Source organism: Terribacillus jepli (assembly GCF_047228925.1).
In the GTDB taxonomy this organism is placed as follows: Bacteria; Bacillota; Bacilli; order Bacillales; family Amphibacillaceae; genus Terribacillus.
In genome coordinates, this window is record NZ_JBFEGH010000011.1 from 61,341 (window position 1) to 85,219 (window position 23,879).

The window sequence follows — 23,879 nt, forward strand, 5'->3', positions numbered from 1 at the left end:
TAGAGATGAACCCCCTTGTGTTTTTAACAATCTAAGAAGCTCGTCAAAATACCTTTTATTTGGTATTTGTTGTGTACTCCCAATATACCATAAATCACTTTATATTATGATGACTCTGTAATTTAACTTTACATTTATCAGGAAAGGGAATAGGAACTGCGCCGTAAGCGATAAATCCCTGCGGAAGGAAAGACACCTTCCTCCGGGCTTTCTCCCTTACTTCTCCGTTCCTAAGCGGCTTTTTCCGCTTTTCGTATTGTCCCTTTTCTTTTGCTTTTATCTTCTGTATACTATTAAAGATTTGAATATTTTTAGAGGGAGTGTTCGGAAATGGGTAATGTTTTTGTTTTGGATCATCCGTTAATTCAGCATAAGCTTACGTACATACGTGATAAGAATACAGGTACGAAGGAGTTCCGCGAGTTGGTGGATGAGGTTGCGGCGCTTATGGCGTTTGAAATCACGCGTGATTTGCCGATGGAAGAGACAACGATTCAGACACCTGTCGTGGAAACGAAAACGAAGGTACTTGCTGGGAAGAAAATCGGACTTGTACCGATCTTGCGTGCCGGTCTTGGAATGACAGAAGGAATCCTGCGCCTTATTCCTGCTGCGCGTGTCGGACATGTCGGTATGTACCGAGATCCAGAGACAATGCAGCCGAAGGAGTACTTTATCAAACTCCCATCTGATATTGAAGAACGTGAATTGATTGTGATCGATCCGATGCTTGCAACGGGGGGATCTGCCAATGATGCTATCCACTCTTTGAAAAAGCGCGGGGCAAAACAGATTCGCTTGATGTGTTTGATTGCAGCTCCCGAAGGCGTGGAAGTGATCAAGAAGGAGCATCCGGATGTGGATATCTATCTAGCTGCAATGGATGAGAAACTTGATGATCACGGCTATATCGTACCAGGTCTTGGCGATGCAGGGGATCGTCTGTATGGCACCAAATAAAAAGAAAGTCATGCTTGTCTTCGGGACGCGTCCGGAAGCAGTCAAGATGGCGCCGCTTGTGCTTGAATTGAAAAAACGTCCGGAGCTGTTCGAGACGATTGTGGCGGTGACGGCACAGCAGCGGGAGATGCTCGATCAAGTACTGGATATATTCGATATCAAACCGGATTATGATTTGAATATCATGAAAGCACGCCAGAGCCTGGCACATATCACAACGAAGGTGATGGAAGGGCTGGATGAGCTTTATCAAAAAGTAAAACCGCATATCGTTCTCGTCCATGGAGATACGACTACAAGTTTTGCAGCATCGCTGGCTGCTTACTATAACAAGATTCCAGTCGGGCATGTCGAAGCAGGCTTGCGTACATGGGATAAGTACTCACCGTTTCCGGAAGAGCTCAATCGGCAGCTGACCGGTGTGATTGCCGATTTGCATTTCTCTCCGACTGCCCAAGCCAGACAAAACCTGCTTGAGGAAAATAAAAACGCAGAAACTATTGCCGTTACAGGCAATACGGCGATTGATGCCTTACAGACTACCGTTGTCACGGATTATCAGCATCCAATCCTGGAAGAAGTTGATGGCAGACGTTTAGTGCTTATCACTGCTCACCGGAGGGAAAATCTTGGTGAGAATATGGAGCATATGTTCACTGCAATCAGAAGGATTGCAGATGCACATCCGGATACACTGATCGTTTATCCGATGCACTTGAATCCGGCGGTACGTGAGATAGCAAACCGTATCCTTGGAAACCATGAACGGATACAGCTGATCGAGCCGCTTGGACTGATTGATTTCCATAACTTTGCTTCCAGAGCATACTTGCTTCTGACAGATTCCGGCGGTGTGCAGGAAGAAGCGCCATCACTTGGGGTTCCTGTGCTTGTATTGCGGGATACGACAGAACGCCCGGAAGGAATTCAAGCCGGTACGCTGAAACTTGCTGGAACAGATGAGGAAACGATATTCAATATGGCAGATCAGCTTCTGACAGATGAACAAGCACATAAAGAAATGTCACAAGCATCCAATCCATATGGAGATGGACGAGCTTCGATTCGTATTGCCGATTATCTACAATATTATTTCGGGCTGCAGACAGAACCGCCTGCCCCTTTTGAGCCAGCTGACTGAGTCAGCTGGTTTTTTGTATAGGGAATCCCTACTCGTGCATCCTAATGGCACAAAGGGGGAGAGGCTGTGAAACGATTCAGCTCGTTGTTTATATTTGTATTCATCTTAATCGGTTTCCAGCCAATTCAGGCAGCTGAGCAAAGGACAGTGATTATCGAACTGGATGAGGATGTATCTTCCTATCGTGAATATTTGGAACTGCATCACCCATTCATTGAGATCGTGGAAGAATTCGATACTTTATTTCAAGGTTTGGCACTACGCGGGACAGATGCGCAACTGAGTGAATTATCTCAGACTGCTCATCTATTGCATATCCATCCTGTACAAACCTATGAAGCGACAACAAGCAAAGCGGATGTTCCATTTGTGACACAAGAGTTCCTCGGGACAAAAGCAGCAGGTGCAACCGGCAAAGGAGTGAAAGTCGGTGTAATCGATACTGGCATCGATTATACGCATCCCGATTTAAAGCAAAATTATAAAGGTGGCTTTGATGTGGTCGATTGGGATGATGATCCGATGGAGACAACACCCGAAGAAGGGGAAGCAACCATTCATGGGACGCATGTCGCTGGTATCATCGGTGCAAATGGTAAGATGAAAGGTATCGCCCCGGATGCAGAGTTATATAGCTACCGGGCATTGGGGCCGGGCGGAACCGGAACATCGGTCCAAGTGATTGCCGCCATCGAAAAAGCGGTCGAGGACAAGATGGACATCATCAATTTATCCTTGGGAAGTTCTGTAAATGGTCCTGATTGGCCGACGAGTCTTGCAGTTAATAAAGCGGTGGAGATGGGGGTTAGTATCGTGACAGCCAATGGCAATGAAGGACCGGCCAATTGGACGGTAGGATCCCCGGCAACTGCCACAAAGGCATTGTCAGTCGGTGCGGTCACAACTCCGCAAAAGTCAGCTGTTTTGTATGATAGCTTTCATAAGAAACTGATTCCGATTTTGCCGCTGCAAGGTTCGGTACCATGGCAGCAGCCTCGATCCTTGCCAATATTGGATGGCGGTACAGGGGAAAAAGAGCTTCCCGATGCAGCAGGGAAGATTGTCTTATTCAAAAGAGGGAAGATTCCATTTGCAGAAAAAGCCAGGGCCGCCGAGCGTGCTAATGCTGCCGCCGTCCTTATTTATAATGATGGCAGCGGTCCTCTGGAAGCTTCCGTCGAGGATGGGGGAGAGTCGATATCCATTCCTGTTGCCGCTGTGACAAAAAAGGACGGTCAATGGCTCCTGAAAAATGAGCAGACTGTACAATTGGCAGCAAAGCAGATAGAGCTTCAAAATCGGATGGCTGCTTTCAGTTCAAGAGGTCCAGTCACCAGGAACTGGGCCATCAAGCCAGAGATAGCAGCGCCAGGAGCACCGGTTTGGAGTACGGTGCCCCAATCTGGTTATCAGGCACTGCAAGGTACGAGTATGGCTGCTCCATATGTAGCAGGGGCGCTGGCATTGGTCAAGGAAGCCCATCCGGAATGGACGGACGAGCAGCAGATCGGTGCGTTACTGACAACAGCCCAGCCACTCCTGAGGCCTGATGGGAGCCACTATGACCCCATAGAGCAAGGCATGGGCAAAATGCAGCCAGCCAAAGCAATCGCAACACCGCTGATCATCGAAAATCCACTGCTGCGGTTCGGAAAGATCGAAGCAAAACAAGAAGTCGAATATATACTTGTTATCCATAATGTCAGCGATGTCCAGCAGCAGCTGCAATTCAATCAGCCAAAAGCAGACAGTGGAATCCGCTGGCAGCTGCCGCTGACCGTCAACGTGAATCCGCATGAAACGAAACGATTAAAAATCGGTCTTTCTGTCAATCCTGATATACAAAAGGCAGGTTTGCACCAGGGCTATCTCTCAGCCAGATTTGGTGCACAGGAGTTGCAGCTGCCTTATTTGTTTCTTGTGAAACAAGCAGATTATCCGAAGGCGATGGGTCTCGAAATGGAGTGGAGACCTCTTAACCGACGCGGCGAATATCGCTATCAGATTTATTTGCCCGAAGGCGCCGCTGAACTTCGGATAGACTTGTATGATCCGGATACACTTGTTTATGACAGACGGCTGTTGATCAAAAAACAAGTGGAGGCAGGACTGCTGGAAGGAAGCATGAGTAAAAGGGAAGCAGGGAAAGCTGGTGTCTACCTGGCATTGATACAACTCCGTACACATGATGGACAGTTCGCAAACATCGAGCTGCCATTGTATTTGTCAGACCAGATGCTCGTGAAATAGTACAGATAAGTGAATCATATGTCACAGAATTGTCATATATGAACTGTTCATAATCCTATATAATAATAAGCGGAGGCCTATGCGTTTGAAGACGGATAGACCTTTGTTTATAATATATTGTGGAAGCGTATCCAACCCTGTTGTGGAAGGTAATTATTAACTTTGTAATTTATTTCACAATCTTGTATTGACACCACGAATAAGCCTATTGTATTCTATACAGTGCGTGTGGTGGGCATTGGACAAGCAGGCAGATGACGTGGTTTGCGCGCAGCGTTTCAACTGCCAGCTTCTGAGCAACCGACGCGAAGCGTATGACAACGCAGGAAGAATTACTGAAAGTACTTTTGTGGTTTGTTGGTTGGGATATGATTACTGCACCGCTTTCCATACATAAGTATCTGCAATTTTAAGTACGTCTTTCACGCATGGGAGTAAAGAAGATGCAGCAAGCCAATAAGATGATTGACGCACGACAAAGAAAATGGATGTACAGCCTCCTGGTGATCTTTATACTTGGAGCAGCATTCACACCTTATCAACGCATTTTCCTCGGCCTATTACTGGGAACTGCCTTTAGTCTTTTCATGCTATGGTCCCTACAGACTAAGATCACAAGATTTGTAAACGCGGCCGCGAAAAAACAAAGGAGCTCCGGAATCGGCACATTTACCCGATTAGCAGCAGCAATACTCGCTGTAGCAATCGCACTTCGTTTTGAAGAGTATTTCCATCTTATTGGAGTAGCTGTTGGTATAGCTACTTGCTACATCGTTATCTTAATAGATTCTCTAATTTTCAGGCTTAAAGACTAGCAACGAAAGAGGTGAATTAATTGAATCACGAATCACCAATGTGGAATGATGCCTTTGGCATCGAGTGGCTGGATTTCAACCTTTCCACATCCTTGATGACCATCATTTCCTCGATCATAGTCTTTATCATTTGTGTTATGGGAAGTCGTCATCTGCAACGCAGACCTGGGAAATTCCAGAATTTCATGGAGATGATAGTCGATTTCGTAAAGGGTGTAGTCGGCGGATCCATGGATTGGAAAACCGGCAAGCATTTCTTGCCTCTTGGATTGACCCTGTTCATGTATATCCTGGTAAGTAATATGCTGGGAGTCATCGTGATGGGGGTATCCAGCGACCATACACTATGGTGGAAATCACCAACATCCGACGCCGTCACAACATTGACGCTGTCATTCATGGTCGTGTTGCTTGCTCATTTCGCAGGTATCCGGATGCATGGCATGAAACACTATCTGAAAGGATATGTTTCGCCTATACCATTCATGCTTCCTTTGAACCTTATCGAGGAAGTGGCAAACGTATTGACATTAGGTCTTCGTTTGTTCGGTAATATTTTTGCCGGTGAGATTCTTCTATCCTTGATAGGTGAGTCGCTGGCATTCACTGCACCGCCGTATACAACTGTCTTGGCAGTGATTCCTATGGTGGCATGGCAGGCGTTCAGCTTGTTCATCGGTGCAATCCAGGCATATATCTTCATCGTACTGACGATGGTTTATCTGTCACACAAGGTCTCAAAAGACCACTAATCACAAATTTGTATTCAAAAACAAGGAGGAAATTATATTATGGGTTCATTAGCAGCAGCAATTGCAGTAGGTTTGGCAGCACTTGGCGCAAGTATTGGTAACGGTCTTATCATCAGTCGCACAGTAGAAGGTGCTGCAAGACAGCCAGAGCTTGTAGGAACACTTAGAAACTTGATGCTACTTGGGGTTGCATTGGTTGAGGTTATTCCGATTCTAGCAGTAGTTATCGCGTTTATCGTAATGTAATAACTCACCTTATAATTTGAATGAATGGCGAAATTCTATCTGTTGAATATTCGCCATTCTTTTTGTAAGTCATGAACAAGTAAGCACCCGGATTACATATGTAACTGTGGTCAGAAGCTTGAAAGGAGTGGAACTGTTGCAAACACTTATCATCGGTGCTGCCATTGGCGGTGCACCTGTAGGCAGTATGCTGGTACAGATAATTAGCTTTATCATCCTACTTGCACTTTTGGGCAAATTTGCTTGGAAACCTTTACTGAAAGTCATGCAAGATCGTCAAGAGTTTATTTCAAGTGAAATAGACGCGGCGGAGCAAAGCCGTAAAGATGCAGAGGCAGCAGCAAAAACAGCCGCTGAAGAACTTAAGAAAACGCGTGCGGAAGCACATTCGATTATAGAAGAAGCAAGAAAAGCGGGTCAGCAGCAGGAAGAGAACATCATTGCTGCAGCACGCCGCGAGGCTGAACGCCTGAAAGAGGCAGCGGTCGAGGATATCGCCAACGAAAAGGAAAAAGCAATGCAGGCACTGCAGGCACAAGTGGCATCCCTTTCCGTACAGATCGCAAGCAAAATCATCGAGAAGGAAATTTCCTCCGAAGATCAGGATAAGCTTATTAGTGACTATGTGAAAGAATTGGAGCGATAAGCCATGCGTGATGTGACCATTGTAAAACGATACGCAGAAGCGCTATTCGAAGTGGCAGAGAATCGCGATATCGTGGAAATCGTGAAAGCGGAATTGCACACAGCGAAGCAAGTGGCACAAAACGATGCTGCTTTCCTCCGTTACCTGTCAGAGCCAAAGATAAGCTTGGATAAAAAGAAAGCATTGATTGAAACGGCTTTTGCTGCAGGAAGCATCGAAATTCGCAATACATTGAAACTGCTTTTGGATGCAGGACGCATCAGCAGTATCCCGCAGGTTGCAGATGTTTTTCAGACGCTGTATGACGAAAAGCAAGGTACTGCCCAAGCGACGGTTTATTCTGTCCGGGAACTTTCCGAAGCAGAGGGAAAGACAGTGGCAGAGACTTTTGCGAAGAAACTCGGTAAGAAATCTGTTTCCATCGATAATAAGATCGATCCGACATTGCTTGGCGGATTGAAAGTACGGGTCGGCAATACAATCTACGACAGCTCGATTAAAACACGGCTGACTCGTATCGAACGAAATTTAGTAAATGTGAGCAAATAAGGATAGAGGTGAGACCGCATGAGCATGAAAGCTGAAGAAATCAGCGCGTTGATCAAACAGCAAATCGAAAGTTATGACACTGAAATAGAAGTAAGTGATGTTGGTACTGTTATTCAAGTTGGTGACGGTATCGCACGTGTCCATGGCCTGGACAATGTAATGTCGGGAGAACTTATCGAGTTCGCCAACGGTGTCATGGGACTTGCACAGAACTTGGAAGAATCAAATGTCGGTGTCGTTATTCTTGGAGAATACAAAGGCATCCGTGAAGGTGACGAAGTACGTCGTACGGGACGCATCATGCAGGTTCCTGTAGGGCAGGAACTTGTAGGCCGCGTAGTGAATCCACTTGGTCAGCCTATCGATGGCAAAGGTCCGATCGAAGCAAGCAAGACACGCCCGATCGAATCCCCGGCACCAGGCGTCATGGATCGTAAATCCGTACACGAACCGCTTCAGACTGGTATCAAAGCAATTGATGCCCTAGTACCGATCGGCCGCGGTCAGCGTGAATTGATCATCGGTGACCGTCAGACTGGTAAGACTTCCGTTGCCATCGATGCAATCCTGAACCAGCATGACCAGGATATGATTTGTATCTATGTTGCAATCGGTCAGAAGGAATCCACTGTACGCGGTACAGTAGAAACGCTTCGTAAGCATGGCGCACTTGATTATACAATCGTAGTAGCAGCAGGTGCTTCCGATCCTGCCCCATTGCTTTACTTGGCACCGTATGCAGGTGTGGCTATGGGTGAAGAATTCATGTATGACGGCAAGCATGTCTTGATCGTGTACGATGATCTTTCCAAGCAAGCAGCAGCATACCGTGAGCTTTCCTTGCTTCTTAAACGCCCGCCGGGCCGTGAGGCATTCCCAGGGGATGTATTCTACTTGCACTCCCGTCTATTGGAGCGTGCAGCGAAGCTAAGTGACGCAAAAGGCGGCGGTTCCATCACAGCGTTGCCTTTCGTAGAAACACAAGCTGGCGATATTTCCGCATATATCCCGACAAACGTCATTTCCATCACCGATGGACAGATTTTCTTGCAGTCGGATCTATTCTTCTCCGGAGTACGTCCTGCGATCAACCCAGGTCTTTCCGTATCCCGCGTAGGTGGATCTGCACAGATCAAAGCGATGAAGAAGGTTGCTGGAACATTGCGTCTTGATTTGGCTGCATTCCGTGAGCTTGAATCATTCGCACAGTTCGGATCTGACTTGGATGCATCCACACAAGCTCGACTGAACCGTGGAGCACGCACAGTGGAAGTTCTGAAGCAAGGCCTGCATCAGCCGCTATCTGTTGAAAAACAAGTAACGATCATCTATGCGCTTGTAAATGGCTACTTGGATGATATTCCGGTTGAGCAAGTCGTTCGTTTCGAGAATGAATTCCATACATGGTTCGCTGCGAATCAAGCGGACTTGCTGAAAGGCATCCGTGAGACTGGCAACCCGGCTGACTCTGAGCAGTTGAACAATGCGATCGAAGCATTCAAGAAGACATTTGTCGTAAACTAACATTTCTATAAATTTCGGAATGCTGCACGTATTCCTTAGCGAAGGGAGGCTGCATGCGCCTTGGCATCCTTAAGAGATATCCAGAGTAAAATCAACTCTACCAAAAAGACGAAACAAATTACAAAAGCGATGCAGATGGTTTCAGCGTCCAAATTGAGTCGTGCTGAGCAGAATGCAAAAGCTTTCGTACCATATAGTGAGAAAATGCAGGAGGTTGTAACGCAGATCGCCGCATCAGACGACGCAACACATCCAATGCTGCAAACACGCGCCGTCAAAAAGACAGGTTACTTTGTCATCACGGCTGATCGTGGTCTTGCTGGGGGATATAATAATAACGTCATTCGTGAAGTTTATCGTACGATCCAGCATCAGCATGCTTCTGCAGATGAATATACGGTGATTGCTGCTGGACGATTCGGCCGTGACTTCTTCAGGAAGAACAACCTGCCAGTTGCCAAAGAAATCATCGGACTGCCTGATCAGCCTGACTTTGCTGATATCAAGCAGATTGCATCCGAAGCAGTGGAAATGTTCCTGGAAGAGGAAATCGATGAATTGGTATTGTTCTATAACCATTTCAACAGTGCCATCTCCCAGGAGGTTACTTCCCAGAAGCTTCTTCCATTAACAGATCTTTCTGTTGAAAGCGGGCGATCTGTACAGAGCATGTACGAATTCGAACCGGATGCAGAAAGTATTTTAAAAGTATTGCTGCCTCAATATGCCGAGAGTTTGATTTACGGCGCATTGCTGGATGCAAAAGCAAGTGAGCACGCTGCCCGTATGACAGCGATGAGAAGTGCAACAGACAACGCGAATGAACGGATTGATGATCTGACACTTACTTATAACCGGGCACGTCAAGCAGCTATTACACAAGAAATCAGTGAGATTGTCAGCGGAGCGGCTGCGCAGCAATCTTAAGAATACAGATAGGAGGGGTCCAGATGAGCAAAGGTATCATTACACAGGTCATGGGTCCGGTTGTGGACGTACGTTTCCCGAACGGCCACCTGCCTGCCATCTATAATGCACTAGTTGTCCAAGTGAACGAAACGTCTTCTTTGACATTGGAAGTAGCACTTCACCTTGGCGACGACAGTGTTCGTACAATCGCGATGTCTTCTACAGAAGGCGTACAGCGCGGAAAAGAGGTAGTGGATACAGGAGCAGCGATCAGCGTACCTGTAGGGGAAGCTACACTAGGACGTATTTTCAACGTATTAGGTGAGACAATCGATTTGGATGAGCCTATCCAAGGCGAAATCAAAAAAGATCCGATTCACCGTGAAGCACCAGACTTCGAAAACCTGGCAACAGAAACGGAGATCCTTGAAACGGGTATCAAAGTTGTCGACTTGCTGGCACCATATATCAAAGGTGGTAAGATCGGTCTCTTCGGAGGTGCGGGTGTAGGTAAAACCGTACTTATCCAGGAATTGATCAACAACATCGCACAAGAACACGGCGGTATTTCCGTATTCGCTGGTGTTGGTGAACGTACACGTGAAGGTAACGACTTGTACTTCGAAATGAAGGACTCCGGCGTTATCGCGAAGACTGCAATGGTCTTCGGTCAGATGAACGAACCGCCTGGAGCACGTATGCGTGTTGCCTTGACTGGTTTGACAATGGCAGAGCACTTCCGTGACCAAGAAGGTCAGGACGTACTTCTGTTCATCGATAACATCTTCCGTTTCACTCAAGCAGGTTCCGAGGTATCCGCATTGCTTGGCCGTATGCCATCAGCAGTAGGTTACCAGCCGACACTTGCTACTGAAATGGGTCAGCTGCAAGAGCGGATCACATCGACGAATGTCGGTTCCGTTACTTCCATCCAAGCAGTATACGTACCAGCGGATGACTATACAGATCCGGCTCCGGCTACGACATTCGCACACTTGGATGCAACAACGAACCTTGACCGTAAGCTATCCGAGCAAGGTATCTACCCTGCGGTGGATCCACTGGCTTCCACTTCCAGAGCTCTGGACCCGAATGTGGTTGGCGAAGAGCATTACAATGTAGCGCGTCAAGTGCAGCAAACATTGCAGCGTTACCGCGAATTGCAGGATATCATTGCGATCCTAGGTATGGATGAGCTTAGTGATGAGGACAAACTGGTCGTTGCCCGTGCGCGCCGCGTACAGTTCTTCCTTTCACAGAACTTCCACGTTGCCGAGCAGTTCACAGGCCAAAAAGGTTCTTATGTACCTGTAAAAGAAACAGTTGCAGGCTTCAAAGGAATCTTGGAAGGCAAATACGATCATATTCCGGAAGATGCCTTCCGTCTTGTCGGCCGTATCGAAGAAGTGCTTGAACAAGCTGGCGTTAACCAGTAAGCAGCAATCATGTAATAGTAGGATAGGAGGGGCTCCTGATGAGTACCGTAACAACAAGCATTGTTACTCCTGATGGCCCTGTTCTGGAAGAAGACTATGAAATGGTTAGCTGTACAGCGGAAAATGGGGAACTCGGCATCCTGCCAGGCCACATTCCGTTGGTAGCACCATTGAAGGTTAGCTCGGTTCGTCTACAGATCCAAGGTCGTACGGATTGGGTTGCTGTCAGCGGAGGATTCCTCGAGGTCCGTCCTGACAGAATCACAATTCTTGCTCAGTCTGCTGAAAGAGCAAGTGACATTGATGTGGACCGTGCAGAACAGGCGAAGCAACGCGCTGAGAAACGTCTGCAGGAAAAGCAGGCCAACTTAGATAAAATCCGCGCTGAACAAGCGCTTAACCGGGCAATCAATCGACTTGATGTCGCAACTAATGCCCGTTGATGAAAAACAGCATTCCATGTCGGAATGCTGTTTTTTTCTGCATCATTTCCTGGGCAATAATGATGGCGGACAATGGCAAATGCCGTTATAATTTGAAGGATAAGCGTTTAATGAAACGGAATTTAGGATAACGGAGTATTACATGTCTGAAGCAGCATGTATCTGCTTATCCAAAAAGGAGTGTAAGTTATGTTTGCTGTATTAGGGCAGGACGCGCTGCTTGGGATAGCTTCCCATGTTGCGTTCATGGCGATTACTTGGCGTATTTTGATGGGGGTCAATGTAGATGCTTTGATAAAGAAAGGAAAAGTCTTCGAAGCACGGATGCTGATCATCTTCCTGACCATTGTGATAGGGACGAGTGTCAGCAATGCTTTCCTTCAATTGGTCAGCTGGACAAAACAGCTCCATTATCTATTCTAGTAATCTAGCAGAAACGTATAATCTTGCTTCCCCGTGTTCATACTGTTTCTAAAATGAACGGACAGGGGAGAAAGAAAATGAAACATTATCTTGCTTTAATCGTAGTAGTCATTATGCTGGTCGGCAATGGTTTGCAATCGCAGGGGGCGGGAAGAACAGATGTATCAGATGATTTGAATCGCATGTACTCGGTACTGAACAGTGAAGGGACAGAACTGATTTCATTTGAAATCATGATGCGCGAAACAATTTCCCGGGACGATGTTGATACGTATTTATCGGAACTCAATAAAATGGGCGATAGTTCCGAACAAAAAACAGATAATGCTTCTAAATTTGTGGTACATACCCCCCATAAACAACAGACCATTGACGAACGTATATTGTTGGTAGTACCTACAGATAAGGAATACCAGGCTGAACTCATCTATACCATTTCCGGTTCGGATTGGACGGATAAGGTACACCGTTATGTCCAAGACTTGACAACTGATGCCCAATTGCGATTTTTCACACAGGATGCGACAAAATTCGCTTGTCTCAAAGCGGGTTTCGGTGATAAAATAAGCGGTGGTATTTTGTTTCAGAATGTCATGGAAAAATTAGATGTTCAACCACTAACGAATATGCAAGATAACGTTTACACTACAACAACAGGGCACACAACACAATTGCAAGCCAGCCGTCCCTTAGCAGACAACATGAATATCCAGCTTGCGCTGCATGATGGGAATGGGCAATCAACCGTAACTGTAGGAACGCCTATCATAACGACTGAATATTAATATAGTGAAATTGGACGCGGAGGAGAATGAAACTTGGAAAAAATCATCGTCCGTGGTGGAAGGCAGCTTAAGGGATCTGTTAAGGTCGAAGGCGCGAAGAATGCCGTACTGCCTGTCATCGCAGCAAGTATAGTTGCTAGTAAAGGAAAAAGTGTTATTCATAATGTCCCGGCTTTAGCCGATGTATTTACGATTAATGAAGTATTGCGCAGCATGGGTGCGGAGGTAGCATTCGATAATGGAGCGATCACTGTCGATGCCACTAAAGAGATGACGACGGAAGCACCTTTCGAATACGTTCGGAAGATGCGGGCGTCTGTATTGGTTTTAGGCCCATTATTGGCACGTTTCGGTCATGCGAAAGTTGCACTTCCCGGCGGCTGTGCAATCGGTTCCCGACCGATTGATCAGCACCTGAAAGGTTTCGAAGCGATGGGTGCCAGTGTGCAAGTAGGCAATGGTTTTGTTGAATTACGTACAGAAGGACGCCTGCAGGGCGCTAAAATATATCTGGACGTACCTAGTGTAGGTGCGACGGAGAACATCATCACAGCAGCTGCATTAGCTGAAGGAACGACCATCTTGGAGAACTGTGCGAAAGAGCCTGAGATTGTCGATTTAGCAAACTATCTGAACAAGATGGGTGCTAAAATCGTGGGTGCCGGTACGGAAACAATCCGCATCGAAGGCGTCGAAGAGTTGACTGGCGCTGAGCATACAATGATTGCCGACCGTATCGAAGCTGGTACTTTCATGGTTGCAGCTGCAATCACGCAAGGCGATGTCCTGATTGAAGGCATCGAGATTGAACATGTGCGTGCTGTTGTTTCCAAGATGGAAGAAATGGGTGTCATCATTAAAGAAGAAGCGAATGGCATTCGTGTCATAGGACCTGGGAAGTTGACTGCGACAGATGTAAAAACACTGCCTCATCCAGGATTCCCGACAGATATGCAATCGCAGATGATGGCTTTGATGTTATGTGCTGAAGGTACTAGCATCATTACTGAAACGGTATTCGAAAACCGTTTCATGCATGTGGAGGAATTCCGCCGCATGAATGCAAAGATCAAAATCGAAGGCCGCAGTGTGATCATGGAAGGTCCGACAGATTTGCAAGGCGCTGAAGTAGCAGCAACAGATTTGCGTGCTGGAGCAGCTCTCATTCTGGCAGGACTGATTGCAGATGGTTATACGCGTGTAACGGAGTTGAAGCATCTGGATCGCGGCTATGTGAATTTCCATGGCAAACTGGAAGCGCTTGGCGCAGATATCGAACGTGTGAATGATGAAGTGTTCGAAGAAGCAGCTGCCGCAATGGAAGAAACAACAACTTATTAAACGAAAACAGATAAGCTCCTTTACTAAAAAGGGGCTTATTTTTTTAACCGTTTGTAAGAAGATCTCACCTACAAAATGGTAATTCTTCTTCCTAACCGATTAGGGCTATGCTATAATTATTTTGAAAATTCACCTAATATAGAAAAGTTCGGGAGAGGGGATAGGATGAAAATTTACCTATCGGTAGACATGGAAGGAATCGTAGGTTTACCGGACCATACATATGTGGATAGTTCGAAACATAATTATGAACGGGCAAGACGGATAATGACTGCAGAAACGAATGACATCATCCAAGCAGCCATGGATGCCGGTGCAGAATACGTCCTTGTCAACGACAGCCACTCTAAGATGAATAATCTATTGGTGGAGGAATTACATGAAGAGGCTTATTTGATATCCGGTGAAGTGAAACCGCTTTCAATGATGCAAAGCCTGGATGCATCATTTTCGGGAGCGATGTTTTCCGGCTACCATGCACGAGCAGGTCAATTCGGAGTTATGTCACACAGTATGATCCATGGAGTCCGTAATTTCTTCTTGAATGATGAACCAATCGGAGAGCTCGGATTCAATGCGTATGTTGCTGGTCATTACGGTGTCCCGGTCTTATTGGTCGCAGGTGATGATCAAGCGTGCTTGGAAGCCGAGCAGCTCATCCCGCAAGTCGTAACAGTCCCGGTCAAACAAACATTGTCCCGCTCGGCTGTCCTGACACTGACACCAAAGAAGGCAGGGAAACTTCTTCGGGAGAAGGTGAAAGAAGCGATGGGAAAAGTATCCGTGGCGGAACCGCTCGTCCCGCCTGAAGAAATAGTCCTGCGAATTGAATTCACCAACTATGGACAAGCGGAATGGGCCCAGCTGATGCCAGGTACTTATCTGGAGCCGGGCACGACCATTGTCGCTTTTCCTGCCAAAGACATCATCGAAGCGTATCGCGCCATGCTCGTCATGACGGAGCTAGCGATGCATACGACCTTCAGTTAGGAGTGAGGAGCTTATGGCATTATATCTGATTCGTCGTTTTTTGATCATGATTGCGACCATCCTCGTAATCGCTACCTTGACATTCATACTGATGCACAGCATCCCGGGAAACCCGTTCACGACTCAGGATCGGAGTACGAGTGAAGCTGTCCAGGAGAATTTGAATGCACATTACCATCTGGATGAGCCGATGATCGTCCAATATGGCATCTGGATCAAATCATTGGCGACTTTCGATTTCGGCCCTTCCATCAAGCAGCCGACCGAAACCGTAAATGATCTGCTTGGCCGCGGGTTTCCGATATCGGCGGAGCTTGGTATGTGGACAATTACGATTGCACTTATTTCTGGAATTACCTTAGGTGTGCTGGCTGCGCTGAAGCATAACGGCATCATCGATTATATTGCGATGACATTGGCAGTATTGGGCATTTCGATACCGAACTTCATCTTGGCAACCTTGCTGATTCAGCAGCTGGCGGTCAATCTGCAGCTGCTGCCGGCGGCGACCTGGTCTTCCCCGATGCATATGATCATGCCGATCATCGCTTTAGCGACGGGACCTACGGCAATCATTGCCCGGCTGACTAGGTCCAGTATGCTGGAAGTGCTGACACAGGATTATATTAAAACTGCAAGGGCAAAGGGATTATCGCCGGCTAAGATTGTCATCAAGCATGCTTTGCGAAATGCATTGATGCCGGTAGTAACCATTCTTGGAACATTGGTGGCCGCCATTTTGACAGGTACATTCGTCATCGAGCGCATATTCGCCATCCCTGGCATGGGAAAGTACTTTGTTGAGAGCATTAATAACCGGGATTACCCGGTCATCATGGGAACGACTGTATTTTACAGTGCCTTTCTCATCTTCATGCTCTTCTTGGTAGATGTGGTATACAGCATCCTGGATCCAAGAATCAAGCTGCATAAGAAAGGAGGCAGCTGATATGGAACATCCGAATAGACCGATCGAGACGGTGGCCCAGCAAATTCCGGATGAATGGTTCCAGCCAATCGAGAAGGATTTGAAAAAAGCGGAAGAAGTATCCCGGCCGAGTCTGTCCTTTTACAAGGATGCCTGGCTGCGATTGAAGCAGAACCGCTTGGCAATAACAGGGTTATTCTTTTTGATTGTGCTTATCTTGGCGGCTATCTTTGCGCCGATTTTCTCGCCTTATTCCATTTCGGAAGGAGCGCTTGCCAACCAGAATCTAGCGCCATCTGCTGCTCACTGGTTCGGCACCGATAACCTAGGGCGCGATGTGTTCACCCGGCTCTGGCATGGGGCACGCGTTTCGTTGTTTGTCGGAGTTGCTGCTGCCTTGATCGATTTCTTTATCGGGATTATATATGGGGGTGTAGCCGGCTACAAAGGCGGACGTACGGATAGCATCATGATGCGCATCATCGAGATACTTTACGGACTCCCTCATCTGCTTGTCGTCATTTTGCTGCTTGTGGTCATGGGGCCTAGTCTATTCACGATCATCGTGGCACTGACGATCACCGGCTGGATCGGGATGGCCAGGATCGTCCGCGGACAAGTGATGCAGCTGCGCAATCATGAATATGTGCTTGCTTCCAAGACATTAGGTGCAAGCACTGGTCGAATCATCCGCAAGAATTTGCTGCCGAATACGATGGGACCGATCATCGTACAGATCACGCTGACTGTTCCATCGGCAATCTTCGCTGAAGCGTTCCTCAGCTTTTTAGGACTTGGTATACAGGCGCCGAATGCCAGCTGGGGATCGATGGCCAATGATGGTCTGTCTGCGATTCTCTCCGGAGATTGGTGGCTGTTATTCTTCCCGGCATTGTTCATCAGTTTGACGATGTTTGCCTTCAATGTACTGGGTGATGGCTTACGGGATGCATTCGATCCGAAGCTGAGGAGGTGACAGAATGGAAAAAATACTAGAAATTAAAGACTTGCATGTCCATTTCTCGACATACGGCGGTACCGTTCAGGCTGTCAGAGGCGTGAACTTGTATTTGAATAAAGGAGAGACACTGGCGATTGTGGGGGAATCGGGCAGCGGGAAGAGTGTGACGAGCAACAGTATCATGCAGCTCATCCCAACACCATCAGGAAAGATCGTCCAAGGGTCGATTCATTTCAAAGGCAGGGATTTGGTACAAACAACCAAAAAGGAGATGCGGGCAATACGTGGTGTCGATATATCGATGATTTTCCAAGATCCGATGACGGCGCTCAATCCGACCTTGACGATCGGTGATCAGTTGACGGAAGGATTGAAACAGCACGCGTCGATAAGCAAGGCAGAAGCAAAGGCAAAGGCGCTGGAAATGCTTCAGCTTGTCGGCATCCCCAATCCAAAAAGCCGGCTCAAGCAGTACCCGCATCAATTCAGCGGCGGGATGCGGCAGCGGATCGTCATTGCCATGGCATTGATTTGTGAACCGGATCTGCTCATTGCCGACGAACCGACGACGGCACTTGATGTGACCATCCAGGCTCAAATCATGGAGCTTTTCAAGGAGATCCAGGATAAGACAGGTGTATCGATCATCCTTGTCACACATGATCTTGGGGTTGTTGCCCGCGTAGCGGATCGTGTTGCTGTCATGTACGGCGGTAAGATCGTCGAGACTGGTAACAAGGACGATATTTTCTATCATCCGCAGCATCCGTATACGATCGGTCTGCTGCAATCGGTACCGCGGCTCGATATGAATGACGATATTTTGCAGCCGATCGATGGAACGCCGCCGGATCTGTTCGCACCGCCGCAAGGCTGCCCGTTTACAGCGCGCTGTGCCCATGCGATGCAAGTTTGTGCGAATGTCCATCCGGTCACCAGCCATCTTTCCGATTCGCATCAAGTGGAATGCTGGCTGCAAGATGCACGTGCCAAAAGGCAGCCAGTCTGATCAAATTTAAAAGGGGGAAAAGAGATGAAAAGAAACTGGAAATTATCCATTGTCGCTTGTCTTGCTGCGTTGGTGCTTTTGCTTTCTGCGTGTACTGCGAATAACAGTGCCGGCGGCAGCGGTGATGGGGAGGACGGGGAAGACAAGAAAGTCCTGCGCCTGAATAACGGGCAGGAGCCTACATCCCTTGATCCACCCGAAGGCTTTGATAGCGTATCTTGGGTAATGGTCAATAACTTGATGGAAGGGCTGACTCGCCTTGACGAAAGCCATCAGCCGCAAGCAGCAATCGCCGAAAATTGGGATATAAGTGAAGACGGCAAGGAGTATACATTCCATCTTCGCGAAGATGCCAAATGGTCTAACGGTGATGATGTGACAGCCAATGACTTCGTCTACGCATGGAAGCATATGCTTGATCCTGAACAAGCTTATCAGCCGGCATTCCTGGCATATGTGATCGAAGGAGCGGAAGCGTATAACAGCGGAGAAGGAAGTGCGGATGATGTTGCTATTGAAGCAGTCGATGAAAAGACATTCAAGGTGACACTTACAGCACCAACTGGATACTTCCTGAACCTGTTGACCAACCCTGCGTTCTTTCCAGTCAATGAAAAAGTAGCAGAAGAAAATCCGGAATGGTTTGCCGAAGCTGACACATATGTGAGCAACGGTCCATTCAAGATCGACAGCTGGTCGCATGACAAGGAGCTGGTCATGGTCAAAAACCCTGAATACTGGGATGCTGACACTGTGAAGCTTGATCAAGTGAACTGGGCGATGGTTGCCGATCGGAATACAGAGTATCAAATGTATCAGAGCGGTGACTTGGACAGATCGTCCATCCCAGCTGATAATGCAAAGGAACTGATGGAAAGTGATGAATTGGTAACCGAAGTACAGGCAGGCGATCAGTTCCTCCGCTTCAATGTACAGAAAGAACCATTCACGAATGAAAAAATCCGTAAAGCATTTGCCATGGCAATGAACCGCGATGATATCGTCGAGTTTGTCCGCGGTATTGGAGAACAGCCTGCTCGCGGTTTCGTACCATATGGCTTCGAGACACCGGATGGCGGCGATTTCCGTGAAGAGAATGGGGACTTGGTCCAAGATGATCCAGCTGAAGCGAAGAAGCTGCTGGAAGAAGGCATGGCTGAAGAAGGCTGGGATGAACTGCCGGCTGTGACCTTGACGTATGGTACCAATACAGAGAATGAGAGATTGGCTGAAGGTGTACAGAGTATGCTGTCGGAGAACCTAGGTGTAGATGTCGAGCTGCAGACAGTTGAATCGAGTGTATTCAGCGAAGAGCAGACGAAGCTAGTCTACCAGCTTTTCCGTGGCTCTTTCCTAGCGGACTATGGCGACCCTGTTAACTTCCTGGAAAGCTTTACAACGGAATCCTCATCCAACCGTACAGGCTGGTCCAATGAAGAATACGATAAGCTGATTGCTGACTCGAAAACGCAAACCGATGAGGCGAAGCGTTTTGAGATGCTGATGGAAGCGGAGAAAATCTTGATGGATGAAATGCCGATCGTACCGCTTCACTTCTACCAGCATGTGTACTTGCAAAAGACGAATGTGAAAAATGTCATCATGCACCCAGTCGGCTACTTGGAGCTGAAATGGGCGGATATTGAATAAAGCAGAGGAAGAGAAGTGGCGAGAGCCACTTCTCTTCCGTCTGTCATCCCATACATATAGACTAGGAGGAGATATTTATGAAGGCATCTGTATGGAAAAAAGGAGATACAATCGGGATTGTCGCACCGGCAGGGCCGGTTAAACGAGAGGAGCTCGAGCAGGGGATCAAGATTGTGGAAGCACTGGGACTTCGCGTGAAGCTGGGAAAGCATGTGTATGATAAATATGGCTATCTTGCCGGCACTGACACTGATCGAGCTGCGGATTTGAATGCTATGTTCAAAGATGACGAAGTAAAAGGGATCATATGTGCCAGAGGCGGCTATGGTTCTGGTCGGATAGTCGAATTACTCGATTATGACGTCATCAAACAAAAGCCGAAAGTGCTGCTTGGATACAGCGATATAACCTATTTACATACAGCGATAAGGCAGCGGACAGGTCTTGTCACCTTTCATGGTCCCATGGTGGCTTCCGACATGGGGGAATCCGACTTTGCCAAATTGAGTTATGATCTGCTGCAGCAGTTCTTCCTGCCGCAGGATGTCGTCTATACGACCGCTATATCTCCGCTGGAGGTCATTATCCATGGGAAGGCTGCGGGACCTTTGGTAGGAGGGAATTTATCTTTACTGACAAGCACGCTCGGTACACCGGATGAAATTGATACAAAGGGTAAGCTGCTGTTGCTGGAGGACATTGGGGAACAGCCGTATCGGATTGACGGTATGCTGAACCAGCTGAGGCAAGCGGGCAAGCTTGAGCAAGTGGAAGGCATCCTTATCGGGGATTTCACCGGTTGTGATGCAGAAGATCCGGAAACGTCGCTGTCATTTGATCAAGTACTGGTTGATTATTTCACGGATCTTGATGTCCCCATCATGAAGGGCTTCCGCATCGGCCACTGCAACCCGAATGTCACTGTTCCGCTTGGTTCGGAAGCAACGATGGATACCGAGACGAAAACATTGCGTGTGCAGGCTGGAGTGATTACATGAAGATTGCCAGGATAGATGTGTATCAGTCAGCTGTGCCGCTGAAAAAAGCCTTCAAGACCGCACTTCGAACCGTGACAATGGCAGAATCCATTGTTGTGAAAGTGACAACAGATGACGGCTTGATTGGCTGGGGGGAAGCTCCTCCGACACATGTCATAACTGGGGACAGCCTGGCAAGCATCCGGTATGCTGTCAAGGCAGTCATTGAACCAGCCATCGTTGGCATGTCGGTGCTGGAACGGGATGTGCTGTTCGGAAAGCTCCAGCAGTGCCTCATCGGCAATACAAGTGCCAAGGCGGCAGTGGATATGGCCTTGCATGATTGTATTGCCCAGCATGCTGGTTTGCCGTTATATCAGTTCCTTGGCGGTGTCAGGGATACATTGGAGACGGACTATACTGTGAGCGTAAATAGTCCGGAGGAAATGGCCTCGGATGCAGCGGGATATGTAAAGACAGGGTTCCAAACCTTAAAAATAAAAGTCGGCAAGGATGATATAGACAAGGATATGAAGCGGCTTCAAGCAGTCCGGGAGGCAGTTGGCTCTAATATCACGCTCCGGCTTGATGCGAACCAAGGCTGGGATGCCAAAACCGCAGTCCGCGCCATCAGCAGGATGGAGGACCTCGGTTTGGACATCGAGCTTGTGGAACAGCCTGTCGCAGCCGCTGACGTAAAGGGGCTGCAGTATGTGACAAACCATGTCCAAACCCCGATCATGGCAGACGAAAGCTTATTTTCCCCGCAGGATGCTCTAAGGCTGTTGGAGATGCGTGCTGCGGACTTGCTCAACATCAAATTGATGAAAGCAGGCGGCATTCAGCCGGCATTGGATATCGCTCGTATTGCCAAGGTCTATGGAGTGGAGTGCATGGTAGGCTGTATGATCGAATCACGAATAGGTATCAGTGCAGCAGCGCATCTGGCTGCCAGCCAAATGCATATTACCCGGGTCGACTTTGATGCGCCACTCATGCTGCGGGAAGATATCGTAACAGGCGGCGTCCGCTATGAAGGCTGCAGACTTTTGCTCAATGAATCGCCTGGACTCGGTATCCTGGCTGTGGACGCCCTGGGGGAATTAGTGATATGAAAGAACATGTAATTGCTGTTTCCGTTGCGAATCTGTGGACAAATCCAGATTCAGTCAGGCAAGTCGATATGTCGATTGTATCCAATCCAGCCGATCCATCACGATGGGTGCACGAGCTGACTCATTCCGACCGTTTGGAGCTTCATGAAAACAATCTGCTTCAATCCCAAGTGCTGTTCGGGACGACAGTATGGGAAGTGGAGCAAAAAAATGGCTGGATCAAAGTAGTGGTTCCTTCCCAGTCCACACCAAAAGAAGTAAAAGGCTATCCAGGATGGATTCCGGCCTCGCAGCTGGCAGCTCCTCTTCCTAAGATCGATCGCATGGTGGAAGTACGGGCAAAGCACAGTACGCTCATTTTAGAAGAGACGGGGAAAAGTATTCCGCTCAGTTTCCTTACAAGACTTCCATTTGCCGGTGAATCAGGAACAGCCTTCACCGTTTTGACGCCACTCGGTCCGGGGCGGGTATCCAAGTCCGAAAGCAACCTATGGACTAATCGCCAAAAAAGTGGAGCGGAATTGATTGCCTGTGCAGAAAAATTCATCGGGTTGGACTACTTATGGGGCGGCATGAGCAGCTGGGGCTATGACTGTTCCGGTTTTGCTTACAATATGCATCTGGCAGGCGGGTATACCATTCCGCGGGATGCCAGTGCACAGGCTTTGAAGGGGAAATCGATAGCTTTGGATCAAGCAAAGCCCGGTGACTTACTGTTTTTCGCTTATGAAGAAGGAAAAGGACGCATCCACCATGTCGGCTTCTATTATGGAAATGGGCAAATGCTGCATGCACCGAAAACGGGGAAACAAATCGAAATACTGGATTTGGCTGATACGGTTTATGAAATAGAACTTTGTGCCATCCGGAGATATTGGAGCTGATAGAGTGCCTCGGGCACTCTATTTTTTTATGGTCAGATGTTCTAGCAATCCATGGAAGAAACATAGAGTAAAGAGTAGACCAGCTGATAAGGAGGTCCTCTATGCTCAAAAAGAAGCCAAGCACAAAACGACGCCTCAAGTCCCAAGTAATCATCAGTATGCTGATTGTCTGTTTATTCGCTGTCATCGTGGCGCTCCCGACATTGATTGTAGTACCATTTATAGACCCCGGCGGAACGGAGAGGACGGCAACAGCGATGGAACAGGAAAAAGAGGTCAAGGAAACAGCTAGTGTAGCGGTGGAAGTGAGCCGTACAGCAAGCAATACAGTTGAAACGGTACCGCTCGAGACATATGTGACGCGTGTGGTTGCATCCGAGATGCCTGCGGAATTCGAGCTCGAGGCATTGAAAGCGCAAGCTGTCGCAGCCCGGACATATGTGGTGCGTTATATGGAAGATCATCAATCAGAAAACCCGGAAGCGATCGAGGTATCTGATACGACAAGTGACCAAGTATATAAGAATGAAGACGAACTCCGTCAAGCATGGGGAAAAGACTATGATGATAAGATGACCAAATTGATGAAGGCTGTGGAAGGAACAAGCGGGGAGATCATTACTTACGACGGGGAACCGATTACACCTTCCTTTTTCTCCACCAGCAATGGGTACACGGAAAATGCAGAAGACTATTGGGAAAATCCGCTTCCATATTTGAAGTCAGTGGAAAGTCCATGGGATAAGCAATCGCCGAAATTCGCAGATCAGAAAGTGATCGGAATTGCTGAAGCAGAAAAGCTCCTCGGAGTGGAAATCGATCCGAACAAACTGCCGGGTGAGCTGAAACGAAACGATAGTCAGCGTGTGGCTGAAGTGGAACTTGGCGGCCAACAGTTCACCGGCAGGGAAATCAGGGAGAAACTTGGACTCCAATCGACAGATTTCACCTTATCTCTGAAAGATGATCATTTGATTTTCGAGACGAAGGGATATGGTCATGGAGTCGGCATGAGTCAATATGGTGCCAATGGCATGGCTGGCGAAGGGAAATCGTACAAAGATATCCTGACATACTATTATACAGATACGGAGATTGATAAACTGCCGGCAGAAGGCGCGAAACTGGTATCAAAATGAGGTAGG

At 47.7% G+C, this 23,879-nt stretch carries 24 protein-coding genes; all 24 read left to right on the top strand.

Annotated features, from left to right (window positions below):
• The first annotated feature begins 330 nt into the window (after positions 1–330).
• The 24 genes from upp (at position 331) to spoIID (ending at position 23,873) form a co-directional block, all read left to right on the top strand.
• A complete protein-coding gene (gene upp / locus AB1K91_RS13015) occupies positions 331–960 on the top strand; it encodes a uracil phosphoribosyltransferase (RefSeq protein WP_413090341.1) in 630 nt (209 codons plus the stop codon).
• Positions 947–2,101, top strand: coding sequence for a non-hydrolyzing UDP-N-acetylglucosamine 2-epimerase (gene wecB, locus AB1K91_RS13020; RefSeq protein ID WP_413090343.1), 1,155 nt, complete (start codon positions 947–949; stop codon positions 2,099–2,101). The genes upp and wecB overlap by 14 nt, the downstream gene beginning before the upstream one ends.
• Before the next feature lie 66 nt (positions 2,102–2,167).
• A complete protein-coding gene (locus AB1K91_RS13025) occupies positions 2,168–4,351 on the top strand; it encodes a S8 family serine peptidase (RefSeq protein ID WP_413090344.1) in 2,184 nt (727 codons plus the stop codon).
• 443 nt (positions 4,352–4,794) lie between these two features.
• Positions 4,795–5,166 (top strand): ATP synthase subunit I, encoded by a 372-nt coding sequence (locus AB1K91_RS13030; RefSeq protein ID WP_093725133.1) that lies wholly within the window; start codon positions 4,795–4,797, stop codon positions 5,164–5,166.
• 20 nt (positions 5,167–5,186) lie between these two features.
• Positions 5,187–5,918, top strand: a complete 732-nt coding sequence (gene atpB / locus AB1K91_RS13035; protein WP_093725135.1) for a F0F1 ATP synthase subunit A — start codon at positions 5,187–5,189, stop codon at positions 5,916–5,918.
• Between the two features lie 39 nt (positions 5,919–5,957).
• Positions 5,958–6,164, top strand: a complete 207-nt coding sequence (gene atpE / locus AB1K91_RS13040) for a F0F1 ATP synthase subunit C (RefSeq protein WP_038564072.1) — start codon at positions 5,958–5,960, stop codon at positions 6,162–6,164.
• Between the two features lie 127 nt (positions 6,165–6,291).
• Positions 6,292–6,810, top strand: coding sequence for a F0F1 ATP synthase subunit B (gene atpF / locus AB1K91_RS13045; RefSeq protein ID WP_342005049.1), 519 nt, complete (start codon positions 6,292–6,294; stop codon positions 6,808–6,810).
• Positions 6,811–6,813: 3 nt separating this feature from the next.
• Positions 6,814–7,359 carry a F0F1 ATP synthase subunit delta gene (locus AB1K91_RS13050; protein ID WP_413090348.1) on the top strand — a complete coding sequence of 182 codons (546 nt, stop codon included), beginning with the start codon at positions 6,814–6,816 and terminating at the stop codon, positions 7,357–7,359.
• 18 nt (positions 7,360–7,377) lie between these two features.
• On the top strand, positions 7,378–8,883 hold the full coding sequence (gene atpA / locus AB1K91_RS13055; RefSeq protein WP_413090350.1) for a F0F1 ATP synthase subunit alpha: 1,506 nt from the start codon (positions 7,378–7,380) through the stop codon (positions 8,881–8,883).
• Positions 8,884–8,943: 60 nt separating this feature from the next.
• Positions 8,944–9,810 carry an ATP synthase F1 subunit gamma gene (gene atpG, locus AB1K91_RS13060; protein WP_093725141.1) on the top strand — a complete coding sequence of 289 codons (867 nt, stop codon included), beginning with the start codon at positions 8,944–8,946 and terminating at the stop codon, positions 9,808–9,810.
• A gap of 23 nt (positions 9,811–9,833) precedes the next feature.
• The gene (gene atpD, locus AB1K91_RS13065) at positions 9,834–11,228 is read left to right on the top strand and encodes a F0F1 ATP synthase subunit beta (RefSeq protein WP_413090352.1); all 1,395 of its coding nucleotides are present in this window, start codon (positions 9,834–9,836) and stop codon (positions 11,226–11,228) included.
• Between the two features lie 38 nt (positions 11,229–11,266).
• Positions 11,267–11,671: a F0F1 ATP synthase subunit epsilon gene (locus tag AB1K91_RS13070; protein WP_413090353.1), complete on the top strand. Its 405-nt coding sequence runs from the start codon at positions 11,267–11,269 to the stop codon at positions 11,669–11,671.
• Between the two features lie 189 nt (positions 11,672–11,860).
• The gene (locus AB1K91_RS13075) at positions 11,861–12,094 is read left to right on the top strand and encodes a DUF1146 family protein (RefSeq protein ID WP_413090355.1); all 234 of its coding nucleotides are present in this window, start codon (positions 11,861–11,863) and stop codon (positions 12,092–12,094) included.
• Between the two features lie 77 nt (positions 12,095–12,171).
• Positions 12,172–12,879, top strand: coding sequence for a YwmB family TATA-box binding protein (locus tag AB1K91_RS13080; protein WP_413090356.1), 708 nt, complete (start codon positions 12,172–12,174; stop codon positions 12,877–12,879).
• 33 nt (positions 12,880–12,912) lie between these two features.
• Positions 12,913–14,220: a UDP-N-acetylglucosamine 1-carboxyvinyltransferase gene (murA, locus tag AB1K91_RS13085; protein ID WP_413090357.1), complete on the top strand. Its 1,308-nt coding sequence runs from the start codon at positions 12,913–12,915 to the stop codon at positions 14,218–14,220.
• Between the two features lie 165 nt (positions 14,221–14,385).
• Positions 14,386–15,210 (top strand): M55 family metallopeptidase, encoded by an 825-nt coding sequence (locus AB1K91_RS13090; RefSeq protein ID WP_413090358.1) that lies wholly within the window; start codon positions 14,386–14,388, stop codon positions 15,208–15,210.
• Between the two features lie 13 nt (positions 15,211–15,223).
• On the top strand, positions 15,224–16,159 hold the full coding sequence (locus AB1K91_RS13095; protein WP_413090360.1) for an ABC transporter permease: 936 nt from the start codon (positions 15,224–15,226) through the stop codon (positions 16,157–16,159).
• A 1-nt stretch (position 16,160) separates the two neighbouring features.
• Complete coding sequence (locus AB1K91_RS13100; RefSeq protein ID WP_413090361.1) at positions 16,161–17,114, top strand: ABC transporter permease; 954 nt, start codon at positions 16,161–16,163, stop codon at positions 17,112–17,114.
• Between the two features lie 4 nt (positions 17,115–17,118).
• The gene (locus tag AB1K91_RS13105; protein WP_413090363.1) at positions 17,119–18,108 is read left to right on the top strand and encodes an ABC transporter ATP-binding protein; all 990 of its coding nucleotides are present in this window, start codon (positions 17,119–17,121) and stop codon (positions 18,106–18,108) included.
• Positions 18,109–18,132: 24 nt separating this feature from the next.
• Entirely contained in the window at positions 18,133–19,758 is a 1,626-nt protein-coding gene (locus AB1K91_RS13110; protein ID WP_413090365.1) for a peptide ABC transporter substrate-binding protein, read from the top strand.
• 77 nt (positions 19,759–19,835) lie between these two features.
• A complete protein-coding gene (locus AB1K91_RS13115; protein WP_413090367.1) occupies positions 19,836–20,756 on the top strand; it encodes a S66 peptidase family protein in 921 nt (306 codons plus the stop codon).
• On the top strand, positions 20,753–21,850 hold the full coding sequence (locus AB1K91_RS13120; RefSeq protein WP_413090369.1) for a mandelate racemase/muconate lactonizing enzyme family protein: 1,098 nt from the start codon (positions 20,753–20,755) through the stop codon (positions 21,848–21,850). Before AB1K91_RS13115 ends, AB1K91_RS13120 begins: the two co-directional genes overlap by 4 nt.
• Positions 21,847–22,734 carry a C40 family peptidase gene (locus AB1K91_RS13125; RefSeq protein WP_413090370.1) on the top strand — a complete coding sequence of 296 codons (888 nt, stop codon included), beginning with the start codon at positions 21,847–21,849 and terminating at the stop codon, positions 22,732–22,734. The genes AB1K91_RS13120 and AB1K91_RS13125 overlap by 4 nt, the downstream gene beginning before the upstream one ends.
• A 101-nt stretch (positions 22,735–22,835) precedes the next feature.
• Complete coding sequence (spoIID, locus tag AB1K91_RS13130; RefSeq protein WP_413090372.1) at positions 22,836–23,873, top strand: stage II sporulation protein D; 1,038 nt, start codon at positions 22,836–22,838, stop codon at positions 23,871–23,873.
• Positions 23,874–23,879: the final 6 nt, after the last annotated feature.